This window comes from Streptomyces sp. TLI_146 (assembly GCF_002846415.1).
Lineage (GTDB): Bacteria > Actinomycetota > Actinomycetes > Streptomycetales > Streptomycetaceae > Streptomyces.
This window is the reverse complement of the sequence record NZ_PJMX01000001.1, coordinates 321,071-345,268: the sequence shown is the minus strand read 5'-3', so window position 1 is coordinate 345,268 and position 24,198 is coordinate 321,071. Positions and strand designations below refer to the sequence as shown.

27 protein-coding genes are annotated in these 24,198 nt (G+C 69.8%); 10 read left to right on the top strand and 17 right to left on the bottom strand.

Annotated features, from left to right (window positions below; all coding sequences use genetic code 11):
- Positions 1–64 precede the first annotated feature (64 nt).
- A complete protein-coding gene (locus BX283_RS01540) occupies positions 65–1,066 on the bottom strand; it encodes an alpha/beta hydrolase (protein ID WP_101385876.1) in 1,002 nt (333 codons plus the stop codon).
- A gap of 572 nt (positions 1,067–1,638) precedes the next feature.
- Positions 1,639–2,250 (bottom strand): CGNR zinc finger domain-containing protein, encoded by a 612-nt coding sequence (locus BX283_RS01530; protein WP_101385874.1) that lies wholly within the window; start codon positions 2,248–2,250, stop codon positions 1,639–1,641.
- Positions 2,251–2,353: 103 nt separating this feature from the next.
- Between BX283_RS01530 and BX283_RS01525 the strand changes: the two genes are divergently transcribed.
- A complete protein-coding gene (locus BX283_RS01525) occupies positions 2,354–3,202 on the top strand; it encodes an SDR family NAD(P)-dependent oxidoreductase (RefSeq protein WP_101385873.1) in 849 nt (282 codons plus the stop codon).
- Between the two features lie 277 nt (positions 3,203–3,479).
- Positions 3,480–3,629, top strand: coding sequence for a hypothetical protein (locus BX283_RS40365; protein ID WP_180357005.1), 150 nt, complete (start codon positions 3,480–3,482; stop codon positions 3,627–3,629).
- 160 nt (positions 3,630–3,789) lie between these two features.
- On the opposite strand, the gene BX283_RS01520 is transcribed toward BX283_RS40365, so the two are convergent.
- The 3 genes from BX283_RS01520 to BX283_RS01515 are packed head-to-tail and all read right to left on the bottom strand — an operon-like array spanning position 3,790 to position 5,197.
- Positions 3,790–4,443, bottom strand: coding sequence for a pentapeptide repeat-containing protein (locus tag BX283_RS01520; RefSeq protein ID WP_101392075.1), 654 nt, complete (start codon positions 4,441–4,443; stop codon positions 3,790–3,792).
- Positions 4,443–4,775, bottom strand: a complete 333-nt coding sequence (locus tag BX283_RS39930; RefSeq protein ID WP_143676338.1) for a hypothetical protein — start codon at positions 4,773–4,775, stop codon at positions 4,443–4,445. The genes BX283_RS01520 and BX283_RS39930 overlap by 1 nt, the downstream gene beginning before the upstream one ends.
- On the bottom strand, positions 4,772–5,197 hold the full coding sequence (locus tag BX283_RS01515) for a DUF6313 family protein (RefSeq protein WP_101385872.1): 426 nt from the start codon (positions 5,195–5,197) through the stop codon (positions 4,772–4,774). The genes BX283_RS39930 and BX283_RS01515 overlap by 4 nt, the downstream gene beginning before the upstream one ends.
- Before the next feature lie 429 nt (positions 5,198–5,626).
- On the opposite strand from BX283_RS01515, the gene BX283_RS40360 reads away from it, so the two are divergent.
- Complete coding sequence (locus BX283_RS40360; RefSeq protein ID WP_180356948.1) at positions 5,627–5,803, top strand: hypothetical protein; 177 nt, start codon at positions 5,627–5,629, stop codon at positions 5,801–5,803.
- 22 nt (positions 5,804–5,825) lie between these two features.
- On the opposite strand, the gene BX283_RS01510 is transcribed toward BX283_RS40360, so the two are convergent.
- From BX283_RS01510 to BX283_RS01495, 4 genes are all read right to left on the bottom strand, one after another.
- Positions 5,826–6,866 (bottom strand): hypothetical protein, encoded by a 1,041-nt coding sequence (locus tag BX283_RS01510; protein ID WP_101385871.1) that lies wholly within the window; start codon positions 6,864–6,866, stop codon positions 5,826–5,828.
- Entirely contained in the window at positions 6,863–8,131 is a 1,269-nt protein-coding gene (locus tag BX283_RS01505; RefSeq protein WP_101385870.1) for an MFS transporter, read from the bottom strand. Before BX283_RS01505 ends, BX283_RS01510 begins: the two co-directional genes overlap by 4 nt.
- 148 nt (positions 8,132–8,279) lie before the next feature.
- Positions 8,280–9,170 carry an alkaline phosphatase family protein gene (locus tag BX283_RS01500; protein WP_180357004.1) on the bottom strand — a complete coding sequence of 297 codons (891 nt, stop codon included), beginning with the start codon at positions 9,168–9,170 and terminating at the stop codon, positions 8,280–8,282.
- A 98-nt stretch (positions 9,171–9,268) separates the two neighbouring features.
- Positions 9,269–10,486 (bottom strand): S8 family peptidase, encoded by a 1,218-nt coding sequence (locus tag BX283_RS01495; RefSeq protein WP_257581700.1) that lies wholly within the window; start codon positions 10,484–10,486, stop codon positions 9,269–9,271.
- A gap of 185 nt (positions 10,487–10,671) precedes the next feature.
- Here BX283_RS01495 and BX283_RS01490 point away from each other — a divergent pair, with 185 nt between their 5' ends.
- From BX283_RS01490 to BX283_RS01475, 4 genes are all read left to right on the top strand, one after another.
- Positions 10,672–11,664 carry a helix-turn-helix domain-containing protein gene (locus BX283_RS01490; protein ID WP_101385868.1) on the top strand — a complete coding sequence of 331 codons (993 nt, stop codon included), beginning with the start codon at positions 10,672–10,674 and terminating at the stop codon, positions 11,662–11,664.
- A 122-nt stretch (positions 11,665–11,786) separates the two neighbouring features.
- Positions 11,787–12,209: a hypothetical protein gene (locus BX283_RS01485; RefSeq protein WP_101385867.1), complete on the top strand. Its 423-nt coding sequence runs from the start codon at positions 11,787–11,789 to the stop codon at positions 12,207–12,209.
- 587 nt (positions 12,210–12,796) lie between these two features.
- Positions 12,797–13,372: an RICIN domain-containing protein gene (locus tag BX283_RS40355; RefSeq protein ID WP_180357003.1), complete on the top strand. Its 576-nt coding sequence runs from the start codon at positions 12,797–12,799 to the stop codon at positions 13,370–13,372.
- 98 nt (positions 13,373–13,470) lie between these two features.
- Positions 13,471–13,995, top strand: coding sequence for a transposase (locus BX283_RS01475; RefSeq protein WP_257581697.1), 525 nt, complete (start codon positions 13,471–13,473; stop codon positions 13,993–13,995).
- Here BX283_RS01475 and BX283_RS01470 read toward each other — a convergent pair.
- From BX283_RS01470 to BX283_RS01455, 4 genes are all read right to left on the bottom strand, one after another.
- Positions 13,936–14,127: a hypothetical protein gene (locus tag BX283_RS01470; RefSeq protein WP_101385865.1), complete on the bottom strand. Its 192-nt coding sequence runs from the start codon at positions 14,125–14,127 to the stop codon at positions 13,936–13,938. The genes BX283_RS01475 and BX283_RS01470 overlap by 60 nt on opposite strands.
- 221 nt (positions 14,128–14,348) lie before the next feature.
- The gene (locus BX283_RS01465; RefSeq protein WP_101385864.1) at positions 14,349–15,512 is read right to left on the bottom strand and encodes an oxygenase MpaB family protein; all 1,164 of its coding nucleotides are present in this window, start codon (positions 15,510–15,512) and stop codon (positions 14,349–14,351) included.
- Between the two features lie 86 nt (positions 15,513–15,598).
- Entirely contained in the window at positions 15,599–16,654 is a 1,056-nt protein-coding gene (locus BX283_RS01460; protein ID WP_101385863.1) for a polyprenyl synthetase family protein, read from the bottom strand.
- Entirely contained in the window at positions 16,644–16,922 is a 279-nt protein-coding gene (locus tag BX283_RS01455; protein WP_101385862.1) for a polyprenyl synthetase, read from the bottom strand. Before BX283_RS01455 ends, BX283_RS01460 begins: the two co-directional genes overlap by 11 nt.
- Positions 16,923–17,263: 341 nt before the next feature.
- Here BX283_RS01455 and BX283_RS01450 point away from each other — a divergent pair, with 341 nt between their 5' ends.
- The 3 genes from BX283_RS01450 to BX283_RS01440 all read left to right on the top strand — a co-directional run bounded on the left by BX283_RS01450 (position 17,264) and on the right by BX283_RS01440 (position 18,450).
- Positions 17,264–17,443, top strand: coding sequence for a hypothetical protein (locus BX283_RS01450; RefSeq protein ID WP_101385861.1), 180 nt, complete (start codon positions 17,264–17,266; stop codon positions 17,441–17,443).
- Positions 17,444–17,479: 36 nt separating this feature from the next.
- A complete protein-coding gene (locus BX283_RS01445) occupies positions 17,480–17,806 on the top strand; it encodes a helix-turn-helix domain-containing protein (protein ID WP_101385860.1) in 327 nt (108 codons plus the stop codon).
- A gap of 89 nt (positions 17,807–17,895) precedes the next feature.
- Positions 17,896–18,450, top strand: a complete 555-nt coding sequence (locus BX283_RS01440) for a DinB family protein (protein ID WP_257581696.1) — start codon at positions 17,896–17,898, stop codon at positions 18,448–18,450.
- Positions 18,451–18,670: 220 nt separating this feature from the next.
- On the opposite strand, the gene BX283_RS01435 is transcribed toward BX283_RS01440, so the two are convergent.
- From BX283_RS01435 to BX283_RS01415, 4 genes are all read right to left on the bottom strand, one after another.
- Complete coding sequence (locus BX283_RS01435; protein WP_101385859.1) at positions 18,671–19,552, bottom strand: hypothetical protein; 882 nt, start codon at positions 19,550–19,552, stop codon at positions 18,671–18,673.
- Between the two features lie 10 nt (positions 19,553–19,562).
- Positions 19,563–20,126, bottom strand: a complete 564-nt coding sequence (locus BX283_RS01430) for a papain-like cysteine protease family protein (protein WP_101385858.1) — start codon at positions 20,124–20,126, stop codon at positions 19,563–19,565.
- Between the two features lie 863 nt (positions 20,127–20,989).
- Positions 20,990–21,793, bottom strand: a complete 804-nt coding sequence (locus tag BX283_RS01420; protein ID WP_101385857.1) for an aminoglycoside phosphotransferase — start codon at positions 21,791–21,793, stop codon at positions 20,990–20,992.
- A gap of 1,345 nt (positions 21,794–23,138) precedes the next feature.
- Positions 23,139–23,579 carry a hypothetical protein gene (locus BX283_RS01415; RefSeq protein WP_101385856.1) on the bottom strand — a complete coding sequence of 147 codons (441 nt, stop codon included), beginning with the start codon at positions 23,577–23,579 and terminating at the stop codon, positions 23,139–23,141.
- Between the last annotated feature and the right edge of the window lie 619 nt (positions 23,580–24,198).

The following is a 24,198-nucleotide window of genomic DNA, read 5'->3' as shown; positions in this document are numbered from 1 at the left end:
CCCGCGATCCAAGCGGCGATGCCGCACGACATCAGCGGCTTGGACCCTGCGTCGGAGGAGGTCGTCAGTTGGTGGCGAGAAGGTGCTCCAGCCAGTTGCGGCGTGCCGCGACAGCGGCCTTGCTGATCCGCGCCTCGGGGGCTTTGCGGTCGAAACCGTGGATTCCGCCGGGCCACACGTGCAGCTCGGCTTCGCCGCCGGCCTGCCAGATCCGGTCGGTGTAGGCGAGGATCTCATCGCGCAGGCACTCGGCGGAGCCGACGTCGAGGAATGTGGGCGGCAGGCCGGCCAGGTCAGTGGCGCGGGCGGGTGCGGCGTACTGCGGCACGTCAGATCCGCCCTGGAGGTCGCCGAGCAGCGAGCCCCAGGCGAACCCGTTCCGGCTGCGATCGTAGAGTTCGACGTCGTCCATCTGCAGGGCCGAGGCGCTGTTGTTGCGGTCGTCGAGCAGCGGGGCCATCAGCAGCTGGCCGAGCAGGCGGGGGCCGCCCTTGTCGCGCACGGTCAAGGCCAGCGCGGCGCTGAGGCCGCCGCCGGCGCTGAAGCCCGTGACGACGATGCGCTCCGAGTCGATGCCGAGCTCGTCCGCGTGGTCGGCGACCCACAGCAGACCGGCGTAAGCGTCGTTGATCTGGGCGGGGTAGGGGTGCTCGGGCGCGAGCCGGTAGCCGACCGAGATAAGTGTGGCCCCGAACTGCTCGGCCGTCTCGAGGATCTGGTCGAGCCCGGTGCGGTGATCGCCGCAGTAGAAGCCGCCGCCGTGTATGAAGTAGAGCGCCGGCCGCGATGCGGGCGCGCCGGAGGGTGTGCACACCAGCAGCGGTATCTCGGGGGCGCCGTCCAGGCCGGGCACCGAAGGCTGCAAGACAGTGAAGCGCCCGCCATGGCTGAGGTCCTCGAGCGCTGCCACTGCGGCGTCGTCCTCCGCGCGGATCACCGACAGCTTCTCGGGGCTCATCGGCGCCAAGTCCGGTTTCTCCGCCAGGTAGGCGTCATAAGCGACCTGAAGTTCGGCATCGAGAGGAACGGCAACGGCAGACACGGTCTTTCCAGGTTCAAGATCCATACGTGCACGCTAGTGCCCCTGCCCCTTTCGCATCATCCGGATTTCAACACCCTGTCGATCGTGCCTCAGAGCCGGGCGGATCGGCGGCGTGGAGGACGTGTGGGTGATGGAGTGCGCTGATCAAGCGGTGCCTGTACGGGCGATGAAGGTCTGGCCCTTCGGAGCCGCTCTGCGGGGGGCCTGCTACGGGGCCTTCCACCACACCGAGCTGACGCCCGCAGTCGACCGCGTCAACACCTACCTGCTGCGGTGGATCATGCACCGGGACGGGAAGCCCGATCCTCGGGACGACCTGCTTGGCCCGCACTGGCCCCGGCGCGTCCGCGATGACCTCCAGAATGTCCTGGTACCCCCGCGACAGGACGTCCTCCCCGGCCGCCACCTGGGCACGGCCGGCGCTCCCACCACCTGCCGCTCCGCCCCCGCGTACGGCGACGACACCTCCTCGTCGACTACCCATTCAGCCTCCGGCTCTCGCCTCGACGCCACCGTGGCATTCGCGGTCATTTCGGCCATCACCACAGCCATCAGCTCAACGCATCCCCTGCGGAGGAACCGCGCCCAAAGGAGGCTCAGGGGGCGGGCGGTGTGTCACCGCCACGGTGCTGCCGCTGGCGGTGTTTGCGCATGGACACCTGAGAGCCGCAGCCAGTACTGCAGTACAGTCCTGCGCCATTGCGGGTGCGGTCGAAGAAGCCGAAATGGCAGGGGGGGTTGCGGCATGCCTTGATGCGCCCCCAGTCGCTGCTCTGCGCCAACATCGTCACAGCGGCCAGCACGGTTCCGAACACGCGCGGCACCCCCGCCTGTGGCGAGGCCAGCTCTGCACCGTCCGCCGTGATCGCCGTCGCAAGCGGGTAAAGCGACCCCGCACGTCGCAGGTGCCGCTCGGCTCGCAGTAGTGGTTCACCCAGGCTTTCCTCATCGCCCGAGTGTGCGAGCAGCAGGGTTACCAGGGCATCGCGCAGCTCGCGCGCGACCGCGGCGTCAGCGTCGGTGGCCACGGTCTCTCCGCCCAATTCGGCGTGCTCCGCCAGCCATGCCGCGAACGAGTCCCCGTCCCCGAACACCTCTTGGCGGCCCGATCCGTCCGCGCGCGTGTTCACGAACGAGAGAACGGTCTCCGGCGTCGGCGTGAGGGTGCGCGGGCTGGGTTTGGGGGATCTGGCTGCTGAGGTGCTCATCCGCCCACTCTACAGCAGCAGGGGATGCGCTAATGCAGCTAGTGGGCAACTTATCGGTCGATCCCAGTTGACGCGTTGCGAGCTAACTGAGTACGGTCGCAACATGAGTGAGACATTCAACCACCAGACCCACCTCCGCACGTGGCTGATCACCGGCGCGACGTCCGGCATCGGTCGAGAACTGACCCTCCAGGCACTGGAGAACGGCGAAAGCGTTGCGGCACTTGCCCGCGACACCTCTTCCCTGGCCGAAGTGGCGCAAGAGCACGGCGACCGGCTGCTCCTCCTCCAGGTGGACGTACGCGACGAGCGCGCCGTCCGGGGCGCGGTGGACGGCACGCTCGCACGGTTCGGCCGCATCGACGTCGTCGCCAACAACGCGGGATACGGACTGTTCGGAGCCGTCGAGGAGGCCTCCGACGCACAAGTCCGCGCCGTGTTCGACACCAACGTCTTCGGAGTGCTCAACGTGCTCCGCGCAACGCTGCCGGTGCTCCGCGCCCAGCGGGCCGGGCACATCCTCCAGGGCTCGTCGCTCTACGGACAGTGCGCCCACCCCGGCGTGGGTCTGCTGGCCGCCACCAAGTACGCGGTCGAGGGGCTCTCGGACGCGCTCGCGGCCGAGGTCGCACCGCTCGGCATCAAGGTGACGATCATCCAGCCCGGGATGACCGCGACCCCCTTCCTGGCCAACCTCGATGTCGCAGCCGGCCTGGGCGACTACGACCACAGCGTCCGCGAGGTCCAGAAGGGCATCGCGGAGCTGCCGGCGTCCGCGTTCTCCGCCGCAGCGCGGATCGCCGCAGGTATCCGCACCGCCGTCGACAGCCCCAACCCTCCGCTGCGCCTGGCCCTTGGCGCCTCCAGCGCTGCAGGCATGCGCCCGGCCCTGGAGGCCCGGATCGCCGACCTGGACAAGTGGCAGGACGTGACCGGCGCCGTCGACAGGTAGTGGCAGCCACGAATCCAGCCGGGATCAAGGTGGTTGCGGAGGCGGCGCAGCCCTTGCTCTTTACCGGGGCAGGACCAAAAGGGGTGGGGCGGTCGAGGCGATGGCCGAGCTGGAAAGTGGGGGGGCGTGCTCCTGCTGCCGGGCAGCCGGGCCGCCCGCCCTGTCCGCCCGTCCTCGTTGTACACGGGGGCGGTCGAGCGGTGCCTCGCCGGCGCGGGTATCCCGAAGTCCTCCGCGAGGATCCAGCGGTGCGGCGCGCCGTCGCTGGGGCCAGTTCATGGCGGGCGAGACAGAGTTGGTGGTGGCGGCCGTGAACTGCATGGGGCAGCTCGCGGCCGAGCGCATCTACGGTGCGGAGCTGGCGCGGGGTGCCCGGCGGATCGCGGGCGGCTCCCACAGCTCGCTGATGACCTACGGGCCCCGGTAGGTCGGCATGACTGCTCAGATCATCAACGCGGGACGTATCGGCGAAGGCAGGGCATACGGCCCCGCGTCCCTGTAGGGCGATCGCCGTGAAGCGGGACGGGGGGACAGCGTCCAGGCCGACCCGCTCATGGCGCTGACGCTCATTCAAGTTGCGGTGTGCCTTACACGCGTACGGGATTCGCCCGGTTCAGAATCCCCTCGTCGCGCACCCGGTAGACACCTGGAGCCACTTCGTCGGACTCTTCGGCGGCACGCGTTGCCAAGCCGTGTGGCCAACGTGTGTGTGAATCCCAGGTCGCGCCAAGCGGAAGCGTCATGTGCATCACGGTTTCGAGGATCGCGCCGCGCAGGTCGGCACGATGCAGCGTCGCACCGACCAGGACCGCGCTGTCCAGGTCTGCGCCGCTCAGGTCTGCGCCGCTCAGGTCCGCTCTGTTCATGAGCGCATGGCGCAGGACCGCACCACTGAGGTCCGCGTCGAGCAGGTCTGCGCCGTCCAGGAGCGCGTCCTCTAGGTCGGCGTGGTGCATGTTCGCGCCGCGCATGTTCGTGTCGCGCAGGTCCGCACGGCGCAGGACAGCGCCGCTCAGGTCCGCGTCGCTCAGGTCCGCACCCTTGAGGTTCAGTGGGCCAGTGATCCGATACGCAGGCCCGAGGTGCCAGGCTTCGGGGACTGGTGTGTGAGGTGTTTCCTGTGTGTGCTGTGCGATAGCGTCTGCGGTTTCGCTGATGGCGGTTCCGGAGGCGTCGGGGCAGGCAAGATACAGCAGCCCACGCAGAGCAGCTGCATGGTGTTCTCGCTCCCGTTCCGTCATCACATCTCCAGGGTAGGCGGGGGATTCCGAGCGGCTCCTTGCCGCTTGGCGCAGATAGGGCAGCGATAGTCTCCCCGGACTCTGGCCGCCAGCAGGAAGCCGATGGCTGCGTTTTCCGCTCGCCGTACGGGCCCGTCCGCGCTGCCAGGCGGGGGAGGCGCGGCGGATCCCATGATCGTCTCGATGATGTTGGTGAAGTGCCTTTCGGCCTCCTTCCAGTCCGGCTCGATGTCCGGCACGCCTGGACTGCGGGAGTGACGGGCGCCGAAGGACTGGACTGCGGCCTTGACCGCGTCGTTGCCCTGCTCGTAGACGTCGTGCAACGTGATCACGAGCCGCCCCGGGAGGGGGCAGGGGGCGGTTCGGCCAGACGGCGCAGTTCGGCGAGGACGTCCTCCAGTTCGCGGGCGTGGTGGGCCTGGACCTGCTCGGTGATGACGTAGCCTGCCGCGGCCCCGACGATGGCGGGGATGGCAACCCAGCCGGTCAAGGACAAGGGCCACGCGCACCATTGAGGCTGAACGGCCGCGGGTGACGTGATGCCGGTCATCACGTCGTAGGCATTTGCCCAGCCGATCAGGAACCCGTTGAGCCCGTACAGCGCTCCGCAGCCCCCGAGCACGACGGTGCCGCGGCTGAGCAGCCAGAAGGCGAAGCGGGGCAGGGCGTGCCGGTCGGCCCAGTGTGCCCGCAGCCGTTGCCATCGGCCCGGTGGCGGAGGCCCGCCGGGCGGCGGCGCGGGTGCGGTGGACACGTGGTTCAGCGTAGAGGCCGGGGCGCGTGCGGGGGAGGGGAACGGCAGTCTCCGTCAGCCGAGGTCCGGCGAGGGGTCGTACCGGACGAGGTGTTCACCGCTCTGGTCCGGCAGGGCTGGCGGGAGGAGAGCGGACAGGCCCGGGCCGGGGAGACACACTGGTACTTCAAGGGAAGGTGGAGCCTGACCGCCAGCGTCCAGACGACCGTGCCCTTCGGCCAGGTCGGACCGGGCGGCGATGTGATGTCCTTCAGCCTGTCGGCGGATTATCCATGCGGGTCACACTCACCCTCGACCTCACGTTGAACCCGGCCGCGGGGCGCGCGGGATCCGTTCGTCCTCCCGTCGTCCAACTGCGGGTCGACGGCGGGGCCGCGTGAGGCCGGCCCGCCGCCGAGTCGTGGTGGGCGCCGGGGAAGAGTCCCGGGCGTGGCTGACTCCGCCCTGTGGATCTCGTCGTTGACCGTTGGTACGGGCGTGCTCGCCGGCTGGGTCACCAGCCGCGGTACGGCCCGCGCGCCCCAGGTCGACTGGTGCTACGCCCCCTTCCGGGAGTCGGTCCTGGCCTTCGCCTTCGCCGCTCGTACGGCGGTGCACGACTTGTGACCGACGGCGGCCGCCGCGCGCCTCAGGGCGCGGTGAGCACCGCCGGGGACTCCGCGTCCGGGAGCAGGATGCGCGGGCGGCCCGTTCCGTCGGCCGGAGTTCGCCATACGTCGGCGTGGTCCCGGCCGCGGCGCAGGGCGTAGGCGGGCGTGCGGGAGTCGAGCCACACCGCCTGGTCGTCGACGCTGTGCTCCTCGGCGAGCGGGGTGACCCGGCCAGTGGCGAGGTCGAGCACCGAAAGGCGCCAGCCGTGCCGGGGGTCGCCGTCGCGGGCGGCCTTGAAGGCGATACGGGTGCCGTCGGGGGACAGCGAGGGGCACTCCACACCGTCGCGCACGGTGGTCAGCCGGTGCGTGGCCAGGTCTCCGCGCACCAGATAGCGGTGGCCCGCCGTGGACATGGTGGCGTAGAAGTGGCGGTCGTCCGGGGCGAAGGTGACACCCCAGAAGTTGAGGTCCTTCGCGTGGTACGGGCGGTCCGCCACGGTGACCGCCCAGTCCTCCAGGGTGGGGACGAGCGTGTCGGTGCGGGTGTCGAGGATGCCGACCCGGGTGGAGAAGCGCCCGCCGTTGTAGGAGTCGCCGGTGACGAACACCGTCCAGGCCACCAGATGCCCGCTGGGCGAGACACGCGCCCGGTTGGGCACACCCACCAGCGGGATCTCGTCACGCACCCGGAGCCGGGCGTCCAGCACCGTGAGCTGATAGGTCGTCAAGTTGCCGTCCAGGCGCAGACACAGCCCGGTGCCGGCTGCGGCGTGGAAGCGTGCGCAGGTCAGAGGGGCGACGGTTGTGGACGTTCCCGCCGACTGCGTCATCACTCTGCCGTGGGCGTCGGACGCGGTGCTCAACGCCGCGACCTGCGGCCCCTCCTGGACGGACGGCGACACCGGGAGGAGCGAGACCGTGCCCTGTCCGGCCGCCTCGGCCGTGGTGTCCGGACGGGCTGCCACGATGGCCGATCCGGCCAGCACGGTCAGCGCCGTGAAGCCGACGGACGCGCTGACGAGACGCCGTCGGGGCGAGCGGGAGAGGTGGGTGAGCCAGGTGGTCCGGGCGGTCATCGGACGGCCTCCTTCGTACGGTGGCCCCGCAGGGCCATGATCGTGACGCCGACGGCCACCGCCACCGCGGCCGCGGCGCACCGGGACGCGGTCGCCGGGCCCCAGGCGGCCCAGGCGAGGCCGAAGGCCACGGACGAGGTGAAGTAGGCGAGCGCCTGGGCGCTCTGGACGCAGGCGAGGCCGGTGGTGCGCAGCGCCTCGGGGAAGGCAGGGGCGGCGAGCGCCATCAGGACGCCGTCCGTGGCCGCGTAGAACGCCCCGTACAGGCAGAGGCAGGCCACGGTCACCGCGGTGCCGGACAGGGGGCTGCCGAGCAGCAGGTACACCCCGCCGAGCGCCAGAAAGCCCCAGCGCAGCAGCACCGCTCGCCCATATCGGTCGGCGAGCGCGCCGAACGCCGGGGCGAGGACGAGGTAGACCAGGCTGGTGCCGACCGCCAGCCAGGGGAACCAGCCGGTGGCGAAGCCCTGGCGCCGCAGCAGCACCAGATAGACGAAGCCGTCCCCGACCGTGCTCAGGCCCAGCGCGGTGGCCACGTACAGCAGGCGTCGGGTGTCGCCGCCGCGCAGCAGCCCGAGAGCGGCGCGCGGTGAGGGGGCGGCGGCCGGGGAGGGGTGGTGTTGCGTCCGGTCGCGGGTGAAGACCGCGAGTACCAGCAGGGCCGCTGCCGCGATGCAGAAGCTGGTGAGGAAGAGCGCGGAGAACGCCCGCGATGTCGTCGTGCCCGCCGCGGACAGTACGGCGAGCGCGACCAGCGGCCCGGCGAACGCCCCCGCGCTGTCCATCGCCCGGTGCACCCCGAAAGCCCGGCCGAGCAGCGGCTCGGGCACCGAAAGGGTGATCAGCGCGTCGCGGGGCGCGGTGCGCAGGCCCTTGCCGGCGCGGTCAGCGACGAGGACGGCGCCGAGCGCCGGGACGCTCCCGGCCGCGATCAGGCCCAGTTTGGCCAGCGCCGACATGCCGTAGCCGACCGCCGCGACGGCCTTGCGGGTGCGGAACCGGTCCGCCGTATAGCCGCCGACCAGCCGCAGCAGGGCGGTCGCCCCGGTGTAGAGGCCGTCCATCACGCCGTACGCGGCCGGGCCGAGGTGCAGGGTGAGGACGAAGTAGAGCGGCAGCACCGCCGTGACCATCTCCGAGGAGATGTCGGTGAGCAGACTCACCGTGCCGAGCGCCAGGACGTTCGCGCCGACGGCCGTGAGCGTGCCGCGGCGGCCGGGGCCCGCGCCGCCGTGCGACGGCCGGTCGATGGTGGAGAGATACACGGCGGGGCCGCCTCCTCGCGGGATGTACGGATACCGGGGTGGAGGGATACCGGGATGGACGGGAAGGAGTGCCGGTGTCCCGGGTCTGCGGTGGCCCGGGACACCGGCCGTAGGGCCGCGGATCAGTCGCGGCCCTCACCTCCCCCCGTCAGGAGGTGGTCCAGGCGTCCGTCACCGGGGACTTGTCGGCGGCGCTGCCCAGCGCGGGCAGTCCGTGGATGTCCTCCAGGGTGCGCAGCAGGCCGTAGTGGTTGAGTTGCGTGGTGGACTTGTAGCCGGTCTTCACATGGGCGCCCACGAACGCGGTGTAGATCTGGTTGACGGAGGTGGAGTGGTCCTCGTCGAAGGTGACGACGAGGAGGCTGTTGTGGGTCTTGGCCCACTGGGCGTAGCCGTCCAGCCTGCTCTTCAGCCAGGAGTCGCCGGTGCCGACGGAGCAGTCGTGCATGTCGTTGCACATGTCCGGCGTCACGAACGCCACGCTGGGCAGTTTGGTGTAGTCGCTGGGGAAGGCGGAGAACGGCACGTTGTACGAGGCGCCGTTGACGGTGGGGAAGTCCACCCAGGGGGCGTGCTTGCGCCGGTACTTGCCGCTGCTGCACCCGGTGTACCCGGCGCTGGGCAGCGCCTCCGAGTAGCCCTTGAAGGTCTTGCCCGCGCTCAGGAGCTGCTGCCCCAGGTTGCCGGTGCGGAAGTTCTTGGGGCAGTCGTCGTTGCTGACGCCCTGCTGGGAGCCCGAGAAGAGGCCGATGTAGTTGGGCTGGCTGGGGTGGGTGAGGGCGAACGACTTGGTGAAGAGCGTGCCCTGGGAGGCGAGGTTGGTGAAGTAGGGGGCGCTGGAGCTGGTGATGGAGCTGTAGTTCTTGTTCTCGAACAGGACGACCACCACGTGGTCGAACGCCGGGAGTGCGGCCGCCTTCGCCACCGGCTGGGCGGCGGTCGCAGCCGGTGGGGACCCGTGCGGCGCGGAGAGGCTGAGTGCCAGGAGCGCGAGGGCGGGTATGCCGAGCAGGCTCGAAGCGCGTGGGAGACGGATCACTTGGACTCCTCTTGGTCGGTGTGCGGGTGGGTGTGGGGGGTGGCGGTCGGTGGGGGAGGGAGCGGCTCGCTCGGCGGGGATGTCCGGGGGGCCGGGGGTCAGTTCCGGGCGGTGGTGGTGCCGGTGTACAGGAGGCGGTTGGGTGTGCCGCTGCCGGCGTCGGAGACGGCGCCGCGGGTGGCGGTGTCGGTGAGCCGCTGCTGTACGTCGGCGGGCCGGGCGTCGGGGTGCGCGGAGAGCCACAGGGCCGCCGCGCCGGTGACGTGGGGCGCGGCCATCGAGGTGCCGGTGAGCGACTTGGTGGCGCTGTCGCCGCTGTTCCAGGCGGAGCTGATGCCGGTGCCGGGGGCGAACAGGTCGGTGCAGCGCCCGTAGTTCGAGTCGGAGCGCCGCCGGTCGGAGGAGTCCGCGTTGTTGACGACCACGGCTTCGGCGATGTCGCCCGGCGAGTTGTGGCAGGCGTCGGTGTTCTTGTTGCCCGACGACACCACCCAGGTGACCCCGGCCGCGATGGACTTCCTGATCGCGGTGTCCTCGCTGCTGATCGGGGAGCCGCTGTTGATGCTCATGTTGACGACCGCCGGTTTCACCGCGTGTGCGGTGATCCAGTCGGCCGCCGCGATGATCGCCGACGTACTGGCGCTGTCGTGGCAGTCGGTGACGCGGACGGCGACCAGTTTGACGCCCTTGGCGACCCCGTAGTCCTTCCCGCCGACCGTGCCCGCCACATGGGTGCCGTGGCCCAGGCAGTCCTGCCCGGCACGTCCGTCGCCCACCTCGTCCACACCGACACTCGCCCGGCCCTGGAACTGCGTGTGGGTGGTGCGCAGCCCGCTGTCGACGAGGTACACGGTGACGTTGCTCGCGGTGGTGGCGTACGTATAGCTCCTGTCCAGCGGCAGGGCGCGCTGGTCGATGCGGTCCAGGCCCCAGGAGGGCGGGTTGCTCTGGGTCGCCGAGGAGTGCTGGCGGGCGTCCTGCTCCACATACGCCACCGCGGGGTCGGCGGCCGTGGCGCGGGCCTGCTGGGCGGTCATCTCGGCCGCGTATCCGTGCAGGACCGTGGTGTAGGTGTGCCGCACGGTGCCGCCGTGGAGGTGGGTGAGCCGTCCGGCGGCGACCGAACCGCCGGTCGCTGTCCGGTCCTTGAGGACCACGATGTAACGGCCGTCGATCGCGTCCGGCACCTGGCGGACTCCGGCCGGTGGTCCCGCGTCGGCGGGTGGCCGGTTCGCCGCGTGCGCCAGTTGCAGAGGCAGTACGGCAACGGTGGCCAGCAGGGCGGTCAGGGCGCAGAGTCGGGCACGTGCGTGCACGTCAGCTCCTAGGGGGAGGCGGTGCGGGGGCGGACCTTCCGCGTCCGTTTGGTGTACCGCCGTTGACGGGCGGGTGGTGTCCCGTCGTCGCCAGTGGCGAGAACGGGCACCCCTGCCGATGGCGCAAACCGGCCCGAACGTCACCTTCCGCATCTGGCGCCGCACGGGCGCGCCGGCATGGCACGATGTCCGCCATCGACGAGACGGGACTGCCGACAGAGCTGCGCCGACTGGGCCTGGGGCCCGGCGAGGCCGCGGTGTACACCGCGCTGCTCCGCCGTGGCCGGATGCCGGTGGCCGAACTGGCCGAGCGGCTGGGCCGGGAGTCCGCCGAGGCGGAACGCCTCACCCGCAGGCTCGTGGGCCTCGGTCTGGTCGCCGTGCTCGACGGCGAGGCGGACGCCGTCTCGCCGGTCGAACCGACCATCGCCCTCGACCAGTTGGCCCACGCCCGCTCCGCCGAACTGCGCCGGGCCCATGTGGCGGCCCTCAACGCCTTTCGCGACTTCCGGCGTTCGGTGCACTCACAGCCCACCGACGACCTCCTGGAAGTCGTCTCGGGGCCCCAGGTCGCCGAGCGCATCTGGCAGGTGGAGGGCGCCGCCGAGAGCGAGGTCCTGCGCTTCGACTCACCGCCGTACCACACGGCGGGCGGCCCCAACCCCACCGAAGTGGAGAAGCTGGCGCGGGGGGTGGTGTACCGCGTGGTGTACTCCGCCTCCGCGGTGCGCAACACCGCGTACTACGCGGACAACATCCAGCCGTGCATCGCGGCGGGGGAGCAGGCCCGCGTGCTGCCCGCCGTGCCGGTCAAACTCACCGTCTTCGACCGGCGGCTGGCGATCGTGTCGATGTCGTCGGTGGAGGCCGAGGCGAACGACTCGCTGCTGCTGGTCCGCCCCTCCAGCCTGCTCTCCGCCCTGACCGGCCTCTTCGAGACGGCCTGGCGCTCGGCGTACCCGATGCATCTGAGCGGTCAGGTGCCGCGTGCGCTGCGGCCCGTCCAGCGCCGGATCCTGGAGCTGCTCGCCACCGGAGTGAGCGACGACGACATCGCGGACCTGCTGGGCGTCAGCCGCCGCACCCTCTCCCGCAACCTGGAGCAGCTCCACCGGCTCGCCGGCTCCGCCTCCCGCTTCCAGCTCGCGCTGCACGCGGCGCGGCACGACTGGATCTGACCGCGGGCCCGGGCCGCGGGTGGGACACACGGAAAACGGGGGACTCGGCGTCCGTCGCGTACTCCCCTCCCCGGATCCGAACTCACCGGTCACGAGCCCTTGTCGGCCCGCTCGCGTTCGCTGTGGCGCGACCGCGATTCGCCGTCTTCTGTGCCGCGCCGACCCTGTCCTTCGTCGGTGACCCGGTCGCCCTGCCGCTGCTGCACGCCACCAGCTCGGTCGCGCAGATGGGCCTGCTCACCGCCAGCGCGGCCGCGGTCCCGGTCTTCACCCGGGTGTTCGCCGGGATCGTGGTCGACCGGCTGGACCCCCGCAAGCTGCTGATCGTGTGCGACCTGGTCCGGCTGGTGCTGTACGCGCTGATCCCGCTGGCCTGGGCGTTCGGCCCGCGGATCCGGCTGCTGTACGTGGTGCTTCCGCTGGCCGAGGCCGTTGGGATGCTGTTCTCCGTCACCTATGTCACCGCCGTACGGGCGCTGGTGCCCGGCGACCGCATCACGCAGGCCAACGGGAGGCCGTGCTGGCCGTGGGAGTGCTACCCCTAAACGGAATGTGATCCGCTCACCACGTGAGCGGACACGACCCGGACGCGCTGTTCTGCGCGGAGAATGCGGGGTTTTCGGCCGGTGCTTCGGCAGCGGTGGCCCGGGCGACTGGCGGGGAGTGCGGGATGGTGGGGCCGGGAAGATATATGACCTCCCCAGGTCGTGATCCTTCCCGACCCGACCAACACCGTCGTCCCCGGCTACTCAGGCACGCCGTGCCCATGCCAGGCCGCAGCGAACTGCGTCCGGGGACACGCCGACAGCAGTTCGCGCAGTGCCTGCACGTCGCGTTCGGCGAGCCCCCCCGGCTGCGCAAGCAGGGCTCTGGTCCTCGCCTTCCTCACGGGGACGGTCGCGTGGCCGCATCCGGAGAGGCCTCAACACGGACGGGTTGTCCGGCGGACAACCGGAATTGTCCGCCTTCGAGTCCGGTGTCTGTCTGTGCTTTCGTCGGCACGGGGGGGCGGACAACGTGGGCTTTGGCGATGGTGGGTGCCGTCCGACCAGCAAGCGTCCATGGTGTCGAGCAGCGGAGGCTGTCGATGAGCATCAGGAATTTCCGCGCACGGATGAGCCGGTGGAGGGCTGTGGCGATCCTCAGCGTGCTCCTGCCGACTATGGCGATCGTGGCCTTGCCCACGCAAGCACAGGCCAGAACGGCCGCGGGAACGGCCGTGAACTTTTACAACGTGGCGACCGGGTGGTGTGTGGATCTGCCGAACTACGGCGCCACGTACAACTCCAACGTCTACCAGTACCCGTGCGACTACACATCGGCCGACAATCAGCAGTGGGAGTTGGTCCCCACGCGCTCGGTCAATGTCGGCGGTACGCTGCAGGACCTGTTCTTGATACGCAATGTCAAGAGCCGCCAGTGCATGGATCTTCCCAGCACCGGCGACAATCCTGCCACCACACCGGTCTGGATGCACAATTGCATCTCCTCCGGCGACAACCAAGAATGGTTCGTCATGCCCGGTAACTCCGGTGGCTGGTACTACGTGAACCTGGCTTCCAACAAGTGCCTTGATGTCCCGGGGTGGGCGCACGACGGCACTGATCGGGGCAACGGTAGTCCGCTGACCATCTACCCGTGCTGGCACGAGGGATGGGCCTGGGACGGCGCCGACGACCACCTGTGGATACTGCGGCAGCTCGCCTGAACCAACAGGGCGTCGGCCAGGAGGTCGGCGCCCTGCCAGGGTGTGTCCAGTAGACGGCTGATCTAGGCCGTGTGTCGAAAGTAGATCTTGGGCTGTGAATGATCACGGTTCATGGGGCGGGAGATCTCACGGACGAGCAGTGGGCGGTGCTGGAGCCGTTGTTGCCGAAGGGCACAAGGGCGGGACGGCCGCCCGTCTGGCCTTGGCGGCAGCTGATCGACGGCATACGGTTCCGGGTCCGGACCGGTGCTCCGTGGCGGGACGTGCCCGTCGAGTACGGGCCGTGGGGCCGGGTCTACGACCTCTTCCGCCGATGGCAGCGCAACGGCACCTGGCAGCGGATCCTCACCCGGCTCCAGTCCCTGGCCGACGCGGAAGGTGCGATCACGTGGGACCTGAGCGTCGACTCCACGGTCTGCCGCGCCCCCAGCATGCGGCCCGCAGGCAGGGCGACCTGCAGAAGGAACCACCGGGCGGCATCGTCAACGAGTGTCAATTGGCCTCTTGTCCAGATGCATCTCGGCGCCCTGGCCGGCCAGTGCGTCAACGGCCCAGTACCACCCCTAGGTTGCCTCGATCGCCACACGGGGATGCTCGCCGGCGCCTGTGAGCTGGGAGAGTAGATGCGGTACATCGTTGGCGAACCGCGTGGCCCGCCCGATCTGCTGTCCGTCGGCCGCCAGCCGGACCGCCACGCTGCGACGCCGGTGCAGATCGATCCCGATGACCGGACGGTCCTCGATCTGTGCGTTCATCAGGGCCTCCTGGCCTCCCCACCCGGGGAGGACGAGCCGGATGCAGTAACCACAGCGTCGGCCGAACCCGGCCTGAGCGGGAGGCTCCGCCCCTACATCGCGAGCTTTTGCAAAGGGCCGACGTCAGATAGTGCACACGCTGGTCGAGGAAGGTCTGCTGCACTTCGCCGCCGCCAAGCAGCCAGTGGGGGGGAGAGAGTGTGGCCGGGTGAATTGAGGCGTCAGGGGGAGACCGCGGCGGCCGGTGGTGTCCAGCGGTGGGTGCGGGATACCGCCACGTCGACGCCGAAGTCCTTCTTGAGCTGTTCCGGGATGGCGTAGTGCATGACGCGCCCACGGGTCAGGGAGGACAGTTCCAGGACGGAGGTCAGGTGGCCGAGGCGGTCGAGGGCCCAGGCGCCGAGAGGGGAGTGGTCCTCAATCGTCTCCAGCACGCCCAGGAGGTGCGGCACCGTCTTGACGACGGTGTCCCAGCGGCTGCGCGGTACCTGGAGCCAGTCGGCGCAGGTGTCGCCGATGAGGTGGCGGATAAGGGCGGAGACGATCGGGTCGAAGAAGGTGCCGGGCACGATCTCCTCGTACAGGTCGATGAGCTGCCGGGTCAGATGGGCGCCCTCGTCGGACGGGGCCATGTGGCGGACCATGTACAGGTCGAGGAACTGCCGTGCTTGATCAAGGGTGGTGGGGACGGCGTCCTGGTCGATGCCGAGCATGGCACCGACCACGCGCCAGGCGTAGTAGTACGCCTCGGCGCCTTCGGTGGACATGTGGATGCCGAGGCGGTGCAGGCTGTCGAGGACGAGCAGGGAGAAGAACATCTGCCCGCCGATCATGTCCTCTTGGCAGATCGGCGTGCCGAGCGTCGCGGTGTCCCACTGGTTCTCGCGCTTGAGGTGGTGGCGGATGGAGGCGTGCAGGAGACGGACCTTCTGGGCCGCGGGGATGAACCGGCTGCCTGCCTCGAAGGCATCGGGTTGCATCAGATAGACGGTGAACTGCCCCGTCTCCGCCATCCGCTTGGAGGGGTACTTCAGGCCGTGGGTGGCCGAGAGGAGCTTGGCCACGTGCGGGACGACGTAGCAGGCCGGCATGGAGGCGAAGGACAGGGCGGTGGAGATGTGCACGTTGTTGTCGATGAAGAAGAGCCGGGCCCGCTCCATCTCGCCCCAGTCCACCCAGGTCGGCGGCGTACTGGTGACCCGGAGGTACTCCCGCGCTACATCGGGCAGCCCGTCGGGCAAGGGGGCGCCGACGGTGGAGACGTACCGCATCAGGGTGTTGAACTTGCCCACCTCTCCCCGTTCGAACAGCGTAGCCACGGTGGCGTCGGCCAGTTCGTCACCAGCGCGCCGCAGGGCGTCCATGGATGCCTCGGTGTAGGTCATGACAGCACTCCTCGTCCTTGACGGGTGGTCGGCGACAGACCGCGGCGTGTCCCCGGCGGCGCACGCGCGGTCCTGGGTGGGGCGGGTCACGACAGACGGATCGCGGCAGAGCGTGCCAGCGTGGTCAGGGCAGCGGTGGCGGGTGCCGGAGCGTTGAGGGTGTGCAGCGCGGCCAGGGCCTCCTCGACCCGATCGGTGATCATGGCCTCGATGCGGTCGGGGGCCTTCACCCGGCGCATCACCGCGCGGACCTCGACCAGTGCCTGCTCGTCCAGATCGCGGCGGCCGAGCAGTGCACCGAGCCTCTCCCGTTCGCCCTCGTCGGCCAGGCGCCAGGTCTCGGCCAGCAGGGCGGTGGGCCGCTGTCCGCGCACATCGTCCGCGGTGGTCTTGCCCGTGCGCTGGGGGTCGCCGAACAGTCCGAGCAGATCGTCCCGGAGCTGGAAGGCCTCTCCCAGCGGCAGTCCGTACGCGGAGTAGCCCTGCCGGAGCAGCTTGCCGCCCCCGGCGAGGGCAGAACCGATCAGCAGGGGCTGTTCCACGGTGTACTTGGCGGTCTTGTACCGGATGACCTTCAGAGATGCCGAGGTGTCAGGAAGACTCCCCGTGCGTAGGATCTCCAGGCACTCGCCCGCGATCAGCTCACGGGCGAGCAATGACCACAGCGGGCGGGCCCGCGCCAGGTAGGCGGCAGGCAGGCCGCTGGTGGCGAAGAGCTGGCCGGCCAGCGACATCAGCAGGTCTCCCACCAGCATCGCAAGCGACCTCGCGGCGGCTACGGCACGCGGCTGACGGCGCACTGCGCCGCGTAGCGCGATGTGTGGCGTGGGCCGGCCGTGCCGCAGCGGGCTGTCGTCGATGAGGTCGTCATGGACGACCGCGGCAGCGTGCACCAGCTCCATCGAGGCCGCCGCTCGCACCATCGCGTCGCTGTCCGGCTGCCCCGCCGCGCGCCAGCCCCAGTAACAGAATGCCGACCGCAGCCGCTTGCCGTCGGCGACCGTGGACTCCAACTCGCGTGCCACCGGGTCAAGAAGAGGATCGATGGCCGCCACCTGCCCGGCTTCCTCAGCCACGAACTCCTGCAGTACGTTGTCGACCCGCGCCTTGAACGCGGCCGCCTCCCACCGGTCAGCCGTCATTGCCAGCCCGCCGCGCCAGTGCGCGCTGGGCGAGAACCTCCAGGTGGGCGGGCGGGGCGGCCGCGTAGCGGTCCATCACCAGGCGGCCGCGCGCCAGCAGCTCGTGCTCGGCGTCCGCCGCGAGCTCGGCGGCATCCGAGCGGTGCAACGCTGACCACACGGTCCCCAGGGCCGAGCCCACCGTGCTCACCGCCAAGTCGGCAAGGCCCACCGCTAAGAGGACCGTCGTCTCGTCGAAGCCCCTGTGCCGTCCCGTATCCCCGGTCATGGCATCCCCTCACCTGCGGCATGACCGAGCGGGCGCCCGGCATATGCCGTCACTCCCAGGATCGCGGCGCAGCCTGCCCACGGCCTCAGGAACTCACGATCGGGTGATGAGATCGCGCATCCGTGCGGACCGGCCGACACTGCCGCATCCCGGTCGCCGGTGCCGGGTGGGGGCCAGTCAGACCCGAACGTCTTACCGTCCCTGACGGTCCGACCACATCCGTGACGGCTGCCGCTCGTAGCGCCCACGAGCGCCAGACGCGGCGACGGGCGAAAACGCTGCACGGCCTGAGACCGCAAGAACGCCGGCCGGGCATCGATGACCTTCTCCAGCAGCTGCGTATGCCGCAGATGAGCCCGGCCCAGCAGCCGCAGCACACGCTCACACGGACGCCGATCGTCGGCGTCCTCCACGCCGTTGCGGACCTCGCGCAGGTACTCCATCAACTCGCGCTCCACCCGGAGGCGCTCACCGAGACGTCGCGGGACGCGGTTACTGAGCTTGTGGGCGTGATGTCGTAGGGGCTGACAAGGGTTGGCCGCGAGTAGGCCCGAAGTATGAGGTATCCGCAAGGTGGTGGTCTGACCTCTGAACGGCGGGCATTTCGTGAGCGCATCCGGCTGGAGGCGGCCGAGATGTTCGCCGTCGGGCAGAACAACATGAGGGTGGCCGAGCAACTGCGGGTCAATGTGCGCTCTGTGCAACGTTGGCACCGAGCCTGGCGGGAAAGCGGGGACATCTCTTTGCGCTCCAGAGGCTCGGCGGTCCGGCCGAAGCTGAGCGAGAAGCTGTTCGCAGTCCTGGAGGAAGAGCTGGCCAAGGGGCCTCTCGCGCACGGCGAACTGCGGGGCGAGGTGCGAATGGTGGGCGCGCCGTTCGGGTGACACAGCAGCCGCAGTGCGGTCAGCTCGTGTGCGGTCAGCGACGGCTGCCACCTCACGGCAGGAGATGCCGTTGTATGTAGTGTGCGGAAATGACAAGAAGCGAGCGACTCGCGGACCAGCTGGACTGGTACTGGCACAAGAACCTGCGGCCGCGGCTGGACGGTCTTACCGATGAGGAGTACTTCTGGGAGCCGGTGCGCGGCTGTTGGAGTATCCGCCCACGTGGCACGTCGGCCGCACCGATGTCGGCAGGTTCGGGGGAGTGGACGATGGACTTCGCCTCCCCTGGCCCGGAGCCGGCGCCGGTGACCACGGTTGCCTGGCGGCTGGCGCACATCATCGTCTCGTGCTTGGGCTATCGGGTCGGATGGTACTTCGGCGGCCAGGACGTCGACTCCGAGACATTCGCCTACGCGGGGACCGCTGACGAGGCGCTGAAGCAGCTCGATGAGATGTACGGGAGATGGAACGCGGGGGTCCGTGAACTCTCGGACGCTGACCTGGAGAATCGGCCCACGGTGGGTCCCGAGCGGTTTCCCATGGAGAACAGGGTCCTGCACGTCAACAGGGAGCTGCGGGTGCGGACCTGGCCCCGGAGCCGCCTGCATGTGGGTGAGCAGCGGAGAGCCGAGGCGCCGGGCTAGTAGTGCTTCGTTTGGATCATTGGGCTGAGCAGAGGAAGATGCTGACCGCCGCACCGCGCCCGGACAGGCCCTCGTCTGCGCTGAAGGCGGAGTTCCTGAGCGACGGCGGCGGGGTTTGCAGTGATGGCACTTACACAACCCACAGTGCGATGGCCGCACCGCCTCTACGCTCCTCCCGGCTGGTTGCCGGGAGGAGCGTAGAGGCGGTGCGGGGTTGGGGTCAGTGGGTGCTTGCGCGCCGGCGCTGGCGGAGCACGACGGCTCCGCCCACCAGGGCGAGCGCCGCGCTGGAACCGCTGGCGAGGAGCAGGGTGGAGGACGGGGCGTTGTCCTGCGTGCGCTGGAGGCTGTAGCCGCTGGAGTAGCCCTTGGTGGCGTACTCCGAGTCAGGGAGTTTGTCGGCGTAGCGGGCCTTGACCAGTTTCTGGTAGTCGCTGAGTGACACCGATGCCTGGCCGCCCAGTCCTTGCCGTGCCTGGTCGTTGAGGGGCTCGACGGTGGTGAGTTTGAGCTGGTACCAGCCGCGGATTTGCGGCTCGGTGAAGACCAGTGTGCCCAGGGTGGCCTTGCTGGCGTACGCGGCGTCGCTGTCGCCGTCGCTTACGGCTGCCAGATGCCAGCCGCCGCCCTGGGTGGGGGCGAGTGTGACGGTGGCGTTGCGGCCGTTGACGGTGGCGCTCAGCGAGGAAACGAGCTGTGTCAGCTTGATCGCCTCGGTGGGCAGTGGGTTCGCGGTGCCCGCGACGAACCCGGGGGTGATCTCGTTGCGCGCCACCGGGTCGTTGATCGTGAAGGCCGGGAGGCCCTGGCAGGGCTCGGCCGTTTCGGGGATCGTCTGCACCGGCTCGCCGGCGCCGTCGGTGGGCACCGGAGTGCGCAGGAAACGGCAGACGGTGTTGAGGACGTCGGCGGACTTCACCGCGTTGAGGGCGGCCTGGTAGTCGGGGATGTCGGCCGGGAGGGGGTCCTTGGCGGGGGCCGCGTGCGTCGGACCGACGACGGACAGCAGCGCGGACGCGCTCAGTGTGATGACGAGGGAGAGACGGGAGGAGCGAGAGACCGCCCGCTTGCTGGACGTTTCGGTGCCGCTGGTGTCGCGCATGTCGCCTGCCTTAGCGGGAGATACCGATGCGGGAATGGGTCCACTTCGACGAGCTGTTGCTCACGTAGTCGTTGTAGTTCCACCACGTGTACGTGGTGGTGTCCGGCCACGGGTCGGCCACGGCGATCGTGTTGTTCGACGTGTCGAAGCCGTAGACCACGTTCATATGGCCGCCCCCCGACGTCCACCCGATGCGGGCACCGATCGGCCGGGCCGCCTTGACGTCGGTGTACACCTGGTTGAACGTGGCCGCGCTGCTCAACCCGGTGCCGGTGTGAGTCATGCCGAGGCTGCTCCACCCCTTGGCCATGTCGTCGAGCGTGGCGGGCTGGTTGTTGCAGCCGTAGTAGGGCTGGGCCCGGTTGCAGAAGTCCGTCTGCGTGGAGCCGAAGCCCTGGAACTTGGCGATGGTCAGCCCGGAGGCGACCCAGCACCACTGGGTCTTCTCCTGCTTGTACATGGTGATGGTGTCCTGGCCCGCTTCCGCGTGAGCTGTGCCTCCCGCGGCAGCGAGCGCTCCCAACGCGGCCAGTGCGATCGCCGACGCCGTGGCGCCGTACCTGAACCTGCCCATTTTCCTGCCTTCCCCTGACGGGTTGAACGAGATGAACGGGTCAGGAATATGACAGCGCACCATGCCCGGGACACATAGTGGAGTTGCAGGAAGTTACTCCTTACTGATTATTTGTCGGCTAATGCTCAAAGTCGGAACTTACAGCTCACGCCTCCGTACCGAAGGGGGGTGTGATGCTCATAACCTGCTAGCCCCCGCCGGATTCCAGGCGCTCAGTGTGTCCACGCGAACAGCACCGGAGCGGTACCGCCGGGGAGCGGGCCAGCCCCTTACGGCGCTGGGTCCGCTCGCGGCTGCGGCACCTGCGATTGCAGAACTTGGTTGTTCCGGTACACGCGTTTCGCCTATGGATCAGACCGCTGGCGCCTCCAGGGCCTGGACGTGGAGTTCCACGACCGGCTACGAGGCAAGGTCCGCATCGGCGAGGGGCGGGCGGCGGAGCCGACCGCCGGCATCATCGACTGGCAGTCGGTGCGGGCTGCCGGCTCGGTGCACTGCCACGCGCGGTTACGACGGCGGGAAGAAGGTGCCGGGCCGCAAGCGGCACGTGACAACGGACTGTATCGGCCTGCTGCTGGTAGTTACGGTCACCGCCGCGCACATGGCGACCGTGAGGCCGCGGTGCCCCAGTTACGTCCCCAGCTTCGTACGGATGAATAGGGACAGTTGTTGGTGCGGCGGGGCGTGTTGCTCTGCGCTCTGCTGCTTGTCGGTGTGGCGGCCCAGAGGGGCCTGGCGATACTCTTGGACGCGTAGCGATGGTTGGAACTGCGGTGATTTCGGGGCTGTTGGAGTCCGGAGCGCTGAGGGTGTCGGCTGGTCGTGGGGGAAGCGTGCGAGCCCGTGATCGGCTAAGCGCAGAACTATGCCCAGGCGCGGGCTCCCTTGGTGACTGACTCGATGCCGGGCACCCCCTCGTCGCGAAGGTCTTCCCAGCGGGATGCTTCGGCGTGGGCCAGGAGGCGTAGGGCCTTGGAGGACGCGGTGGCGAAGGTGGGGACCCGTTCGGCTTGGCCGTGGGCTTGTTCGGGGCTGTGGCCGCCGTCGGAGATCAGGCGGATCGCCCACCGTGCGGCATCCACCCACGCAGGTCCGACCGCAGCCCAGGACCAGTCGATCAGGTGGGCGCGGTCGGAGCCGATGAGGATGTTGGTGGCGGCGAGGTCGGTGTGCAGGAGGTGGTGGCCTGACAGGAGTGGCTCGTCTTGAGGCTCGCAGTAGTAGCCCCAGCGGTCCCACGCGCTCAGCAACCCGATGTCCCGGGCCAGTACGGTAGCGGCCTGCCGCAAGGCGTCCACGATGAGATCCAGGTCGCGGGCGCCGGGGGCAAAGTCAGCATGCGCTCCGTTGACGGCGTCGAAGGCCAACAGCCGCCAGCCGTCTGCCTTCACCTGCCACCGCAGCCGGGGGGCCGACCCGGGGAGGTAGGGGTTGATCCGCCACTCGGTCTCAAGATCGTCAACATGATCGTGGCCTTCGGTATAGGCGGCGGGCTGGCCCTTGACGAAGACGCCCGCACCGCCCCCGGCGGGACGCAGCAGCGCGGCTACACCCGAGTTCGCGCCGCCTTGCATGTCGGTGACCGTGTAGGGACCGCTTAGGCGGGCCTCCACGGCGGCCTGGACCTCGCCAGGCAGCTGGCGCCAGGCCAGGCGCGGAACGGGCATGTCAGGCTCCGGGCGGCGGGGGATGCTGGGGCGGCGTAGGCGGGTTCTTGTCGGGCGTGGTGGGCCCGGGGGGCCGGCCGGGCGAGGAGGGGGGCCGCGCGGAGGCTTCTTCGCGGTAGGCGTCTGCGTCATGGCAGGAGCGTAGTGACCGTGCGGCCGGGCCGGGGGAGGACCGATACTCCGCACCCCGTCGCAGGAGGGGGTGGCCGTAGGAGCCGCGGACGGCCTCTAGCACCGCCAGTCGGCGCAGGCCCAGGCTGTGACGCTCACCCGGGATCCCCAGCCCCGTATCGGCCGGGTAGTAGTTGGGTTGCTTCGGGGCACGCAGTCCCCACGTCCTTTGAGCCCCCCCGGGCCTGCCTGGCCTGCCCGCTACCCGGTGGCAGCCCGCCAGGTCCCCGGCCTGAACGGCTGCGTCACCGGGAGCCAGGCGGCCGCTGCGGCCGATGCCTTTCTCACTCTGCTCCTTGCCTCCCGCCAGCCGGGCCAGTGGAATCCCTCCGAGGCCCCGTGGCACCCGCAGCCCCAGGGGCTTGAGCTGACGAGCGGGCACGGAGCCCGACTGCGGGCCATCACCCAAGCCGTGGCTCAGCGGTCCGCGGCGGGACAGGCTTGCGCGCCCGAACAGTCAGCGAGCCAGCGCCCCGAGCTTCCGCCGCCGGTGCTCGGCTCGTCGACAGCCCCCGGCCGCTGAGTCCGTCGCCCCGGAGGGTGCTGAAGCTGCTCCGAGGCCCCCGCTCAGCACGAGCCACAACGGCACCGCACTGTGGGCGCGTTCGAGCACGACGGCTGCGAAGGCTTCGCAGCCCGGGAGGGATGGGGACTTCGGCTGGTGCCGTGCCGGTCAGAGTCCTGGAGGCTGTGCCTGACCAGGGCCCTCTAGCGGCGGGCGTCGTCGGTCGCGGCTGCGCCTGCGCTGGGGCCGGCTGCTTCGGACGACGGACAGGAGGCGGAGAGGGTGGCAAGGGCAGCGCACGGTTCGCCGCGCCCGCGACGAGGGCGCCTGCCACAGCGCGGATCTCCTGTGCCCGCGAGGCGTACGGCAGCCCTGCCCGCACCGTCGTCAGCGGGCTGACGACGGTGGCCGCGCTCGTCGTAGCGGGCCTGGTAGGCCGTACAGGCGTGCTGCGGAGCCAGCGGAGCGAGCGCGGCCGCGACCGGGGCGGGAAATACCGAGCTGTGCACCCTCCATGGCTGCTCGGGGAGCGCCACGCCATCGAGGCCACCTCCGCCGGGACATCGGCTGCCCCGCAGAACAGCCGAGCACCAGGCTCGCGGGCCCACGTTCGGCGTGTGCCGGCACGAGGAACAGCGGCCCCGTGCCGGATCGCCGGCCGGGCCGTTGTCAGCTGATGTCGAACCGCATCGAGTACGTCTGGGTGCATGAGCTGTTGAACCCGCCCGAGTACTTGCAGATGTTGTACTCGATGTACCCCGTCGTGTTGCCCTTGAGGGTGGAGGGCGAGTACCACCACGTCTTGCCCTGGCCGCTTCCGCTGCCCGCCGACATCACGAACGAGTCATTCGCCACCTGCTCTCCGCCGGGAATGTGCACCGTCCAGTTCAGCTGGACCGAGTGGCTGTCGGCCGCGGTGTCGGCCACCACGGTCTGGAGGCCCAGGTTCGAGTTGGTGGCGTACGTCATCAGCGTGGCGTTGCCGTAGCTCGCGGTCACATGGCCCGTGTATTCCGTCGCGGCGGTCGCGTCTCCGGCCGTCACCAGCGCCAGCGCGGCGGCTGCCGGAACGGCGACCTTGGCTATGCGTCCAAAGGAAATCTTCTTCACGCCAGTCTCTTTTCTCGTCCGTGGAGCTGAATTGCCAGCCGACTGCCCTAGACACCCGGCAGCTGACCGCTGGAGCGGGTCGCAACTTCGTGGCCGACGCGGACGATGCTGGCACCACCCCTTAACAGAGCGATAACACGCCACCAACCGGCACTTCCCTGTGCACAGCGCAGTTGGCTCGGAGAGTTCGGACAAGTCCCTGAGGGCGACCAGGCGGATGACGCCGCCGAGGGGATGACGCCTCGGGCGCGCAGGCGGGCGTGCTCGACAGGCGCCCCGCCGTCGGTCGCAAAGGGGCGCACGGGATCGCGGTCGGGGTGTGTTCGGTGGCCGTCGACGGTGTCCCCGTTCACCGTCGCTGAACCTCTTTCCTTCTGAACAGCTGAGAGGAGGGTGTGGGCGGACGCCGAAGGACCAGGCCCCCGGGCGGCTGGCACACCCCGGGGAGGGAGCCTTGTCTGCTTTGGCGATCACGGAAGGGTTCAGTAGCGATGCGGCTGCGCCAAAGGGAATTGATGTTCGCTTTTAGGGACAGTGGACGGCATCTGCCACACAGACCCCTCTCATCTCCGTGGATAGCCAGCAGCATGGCGCAAATCATCTGCCGATGACCGCCTGT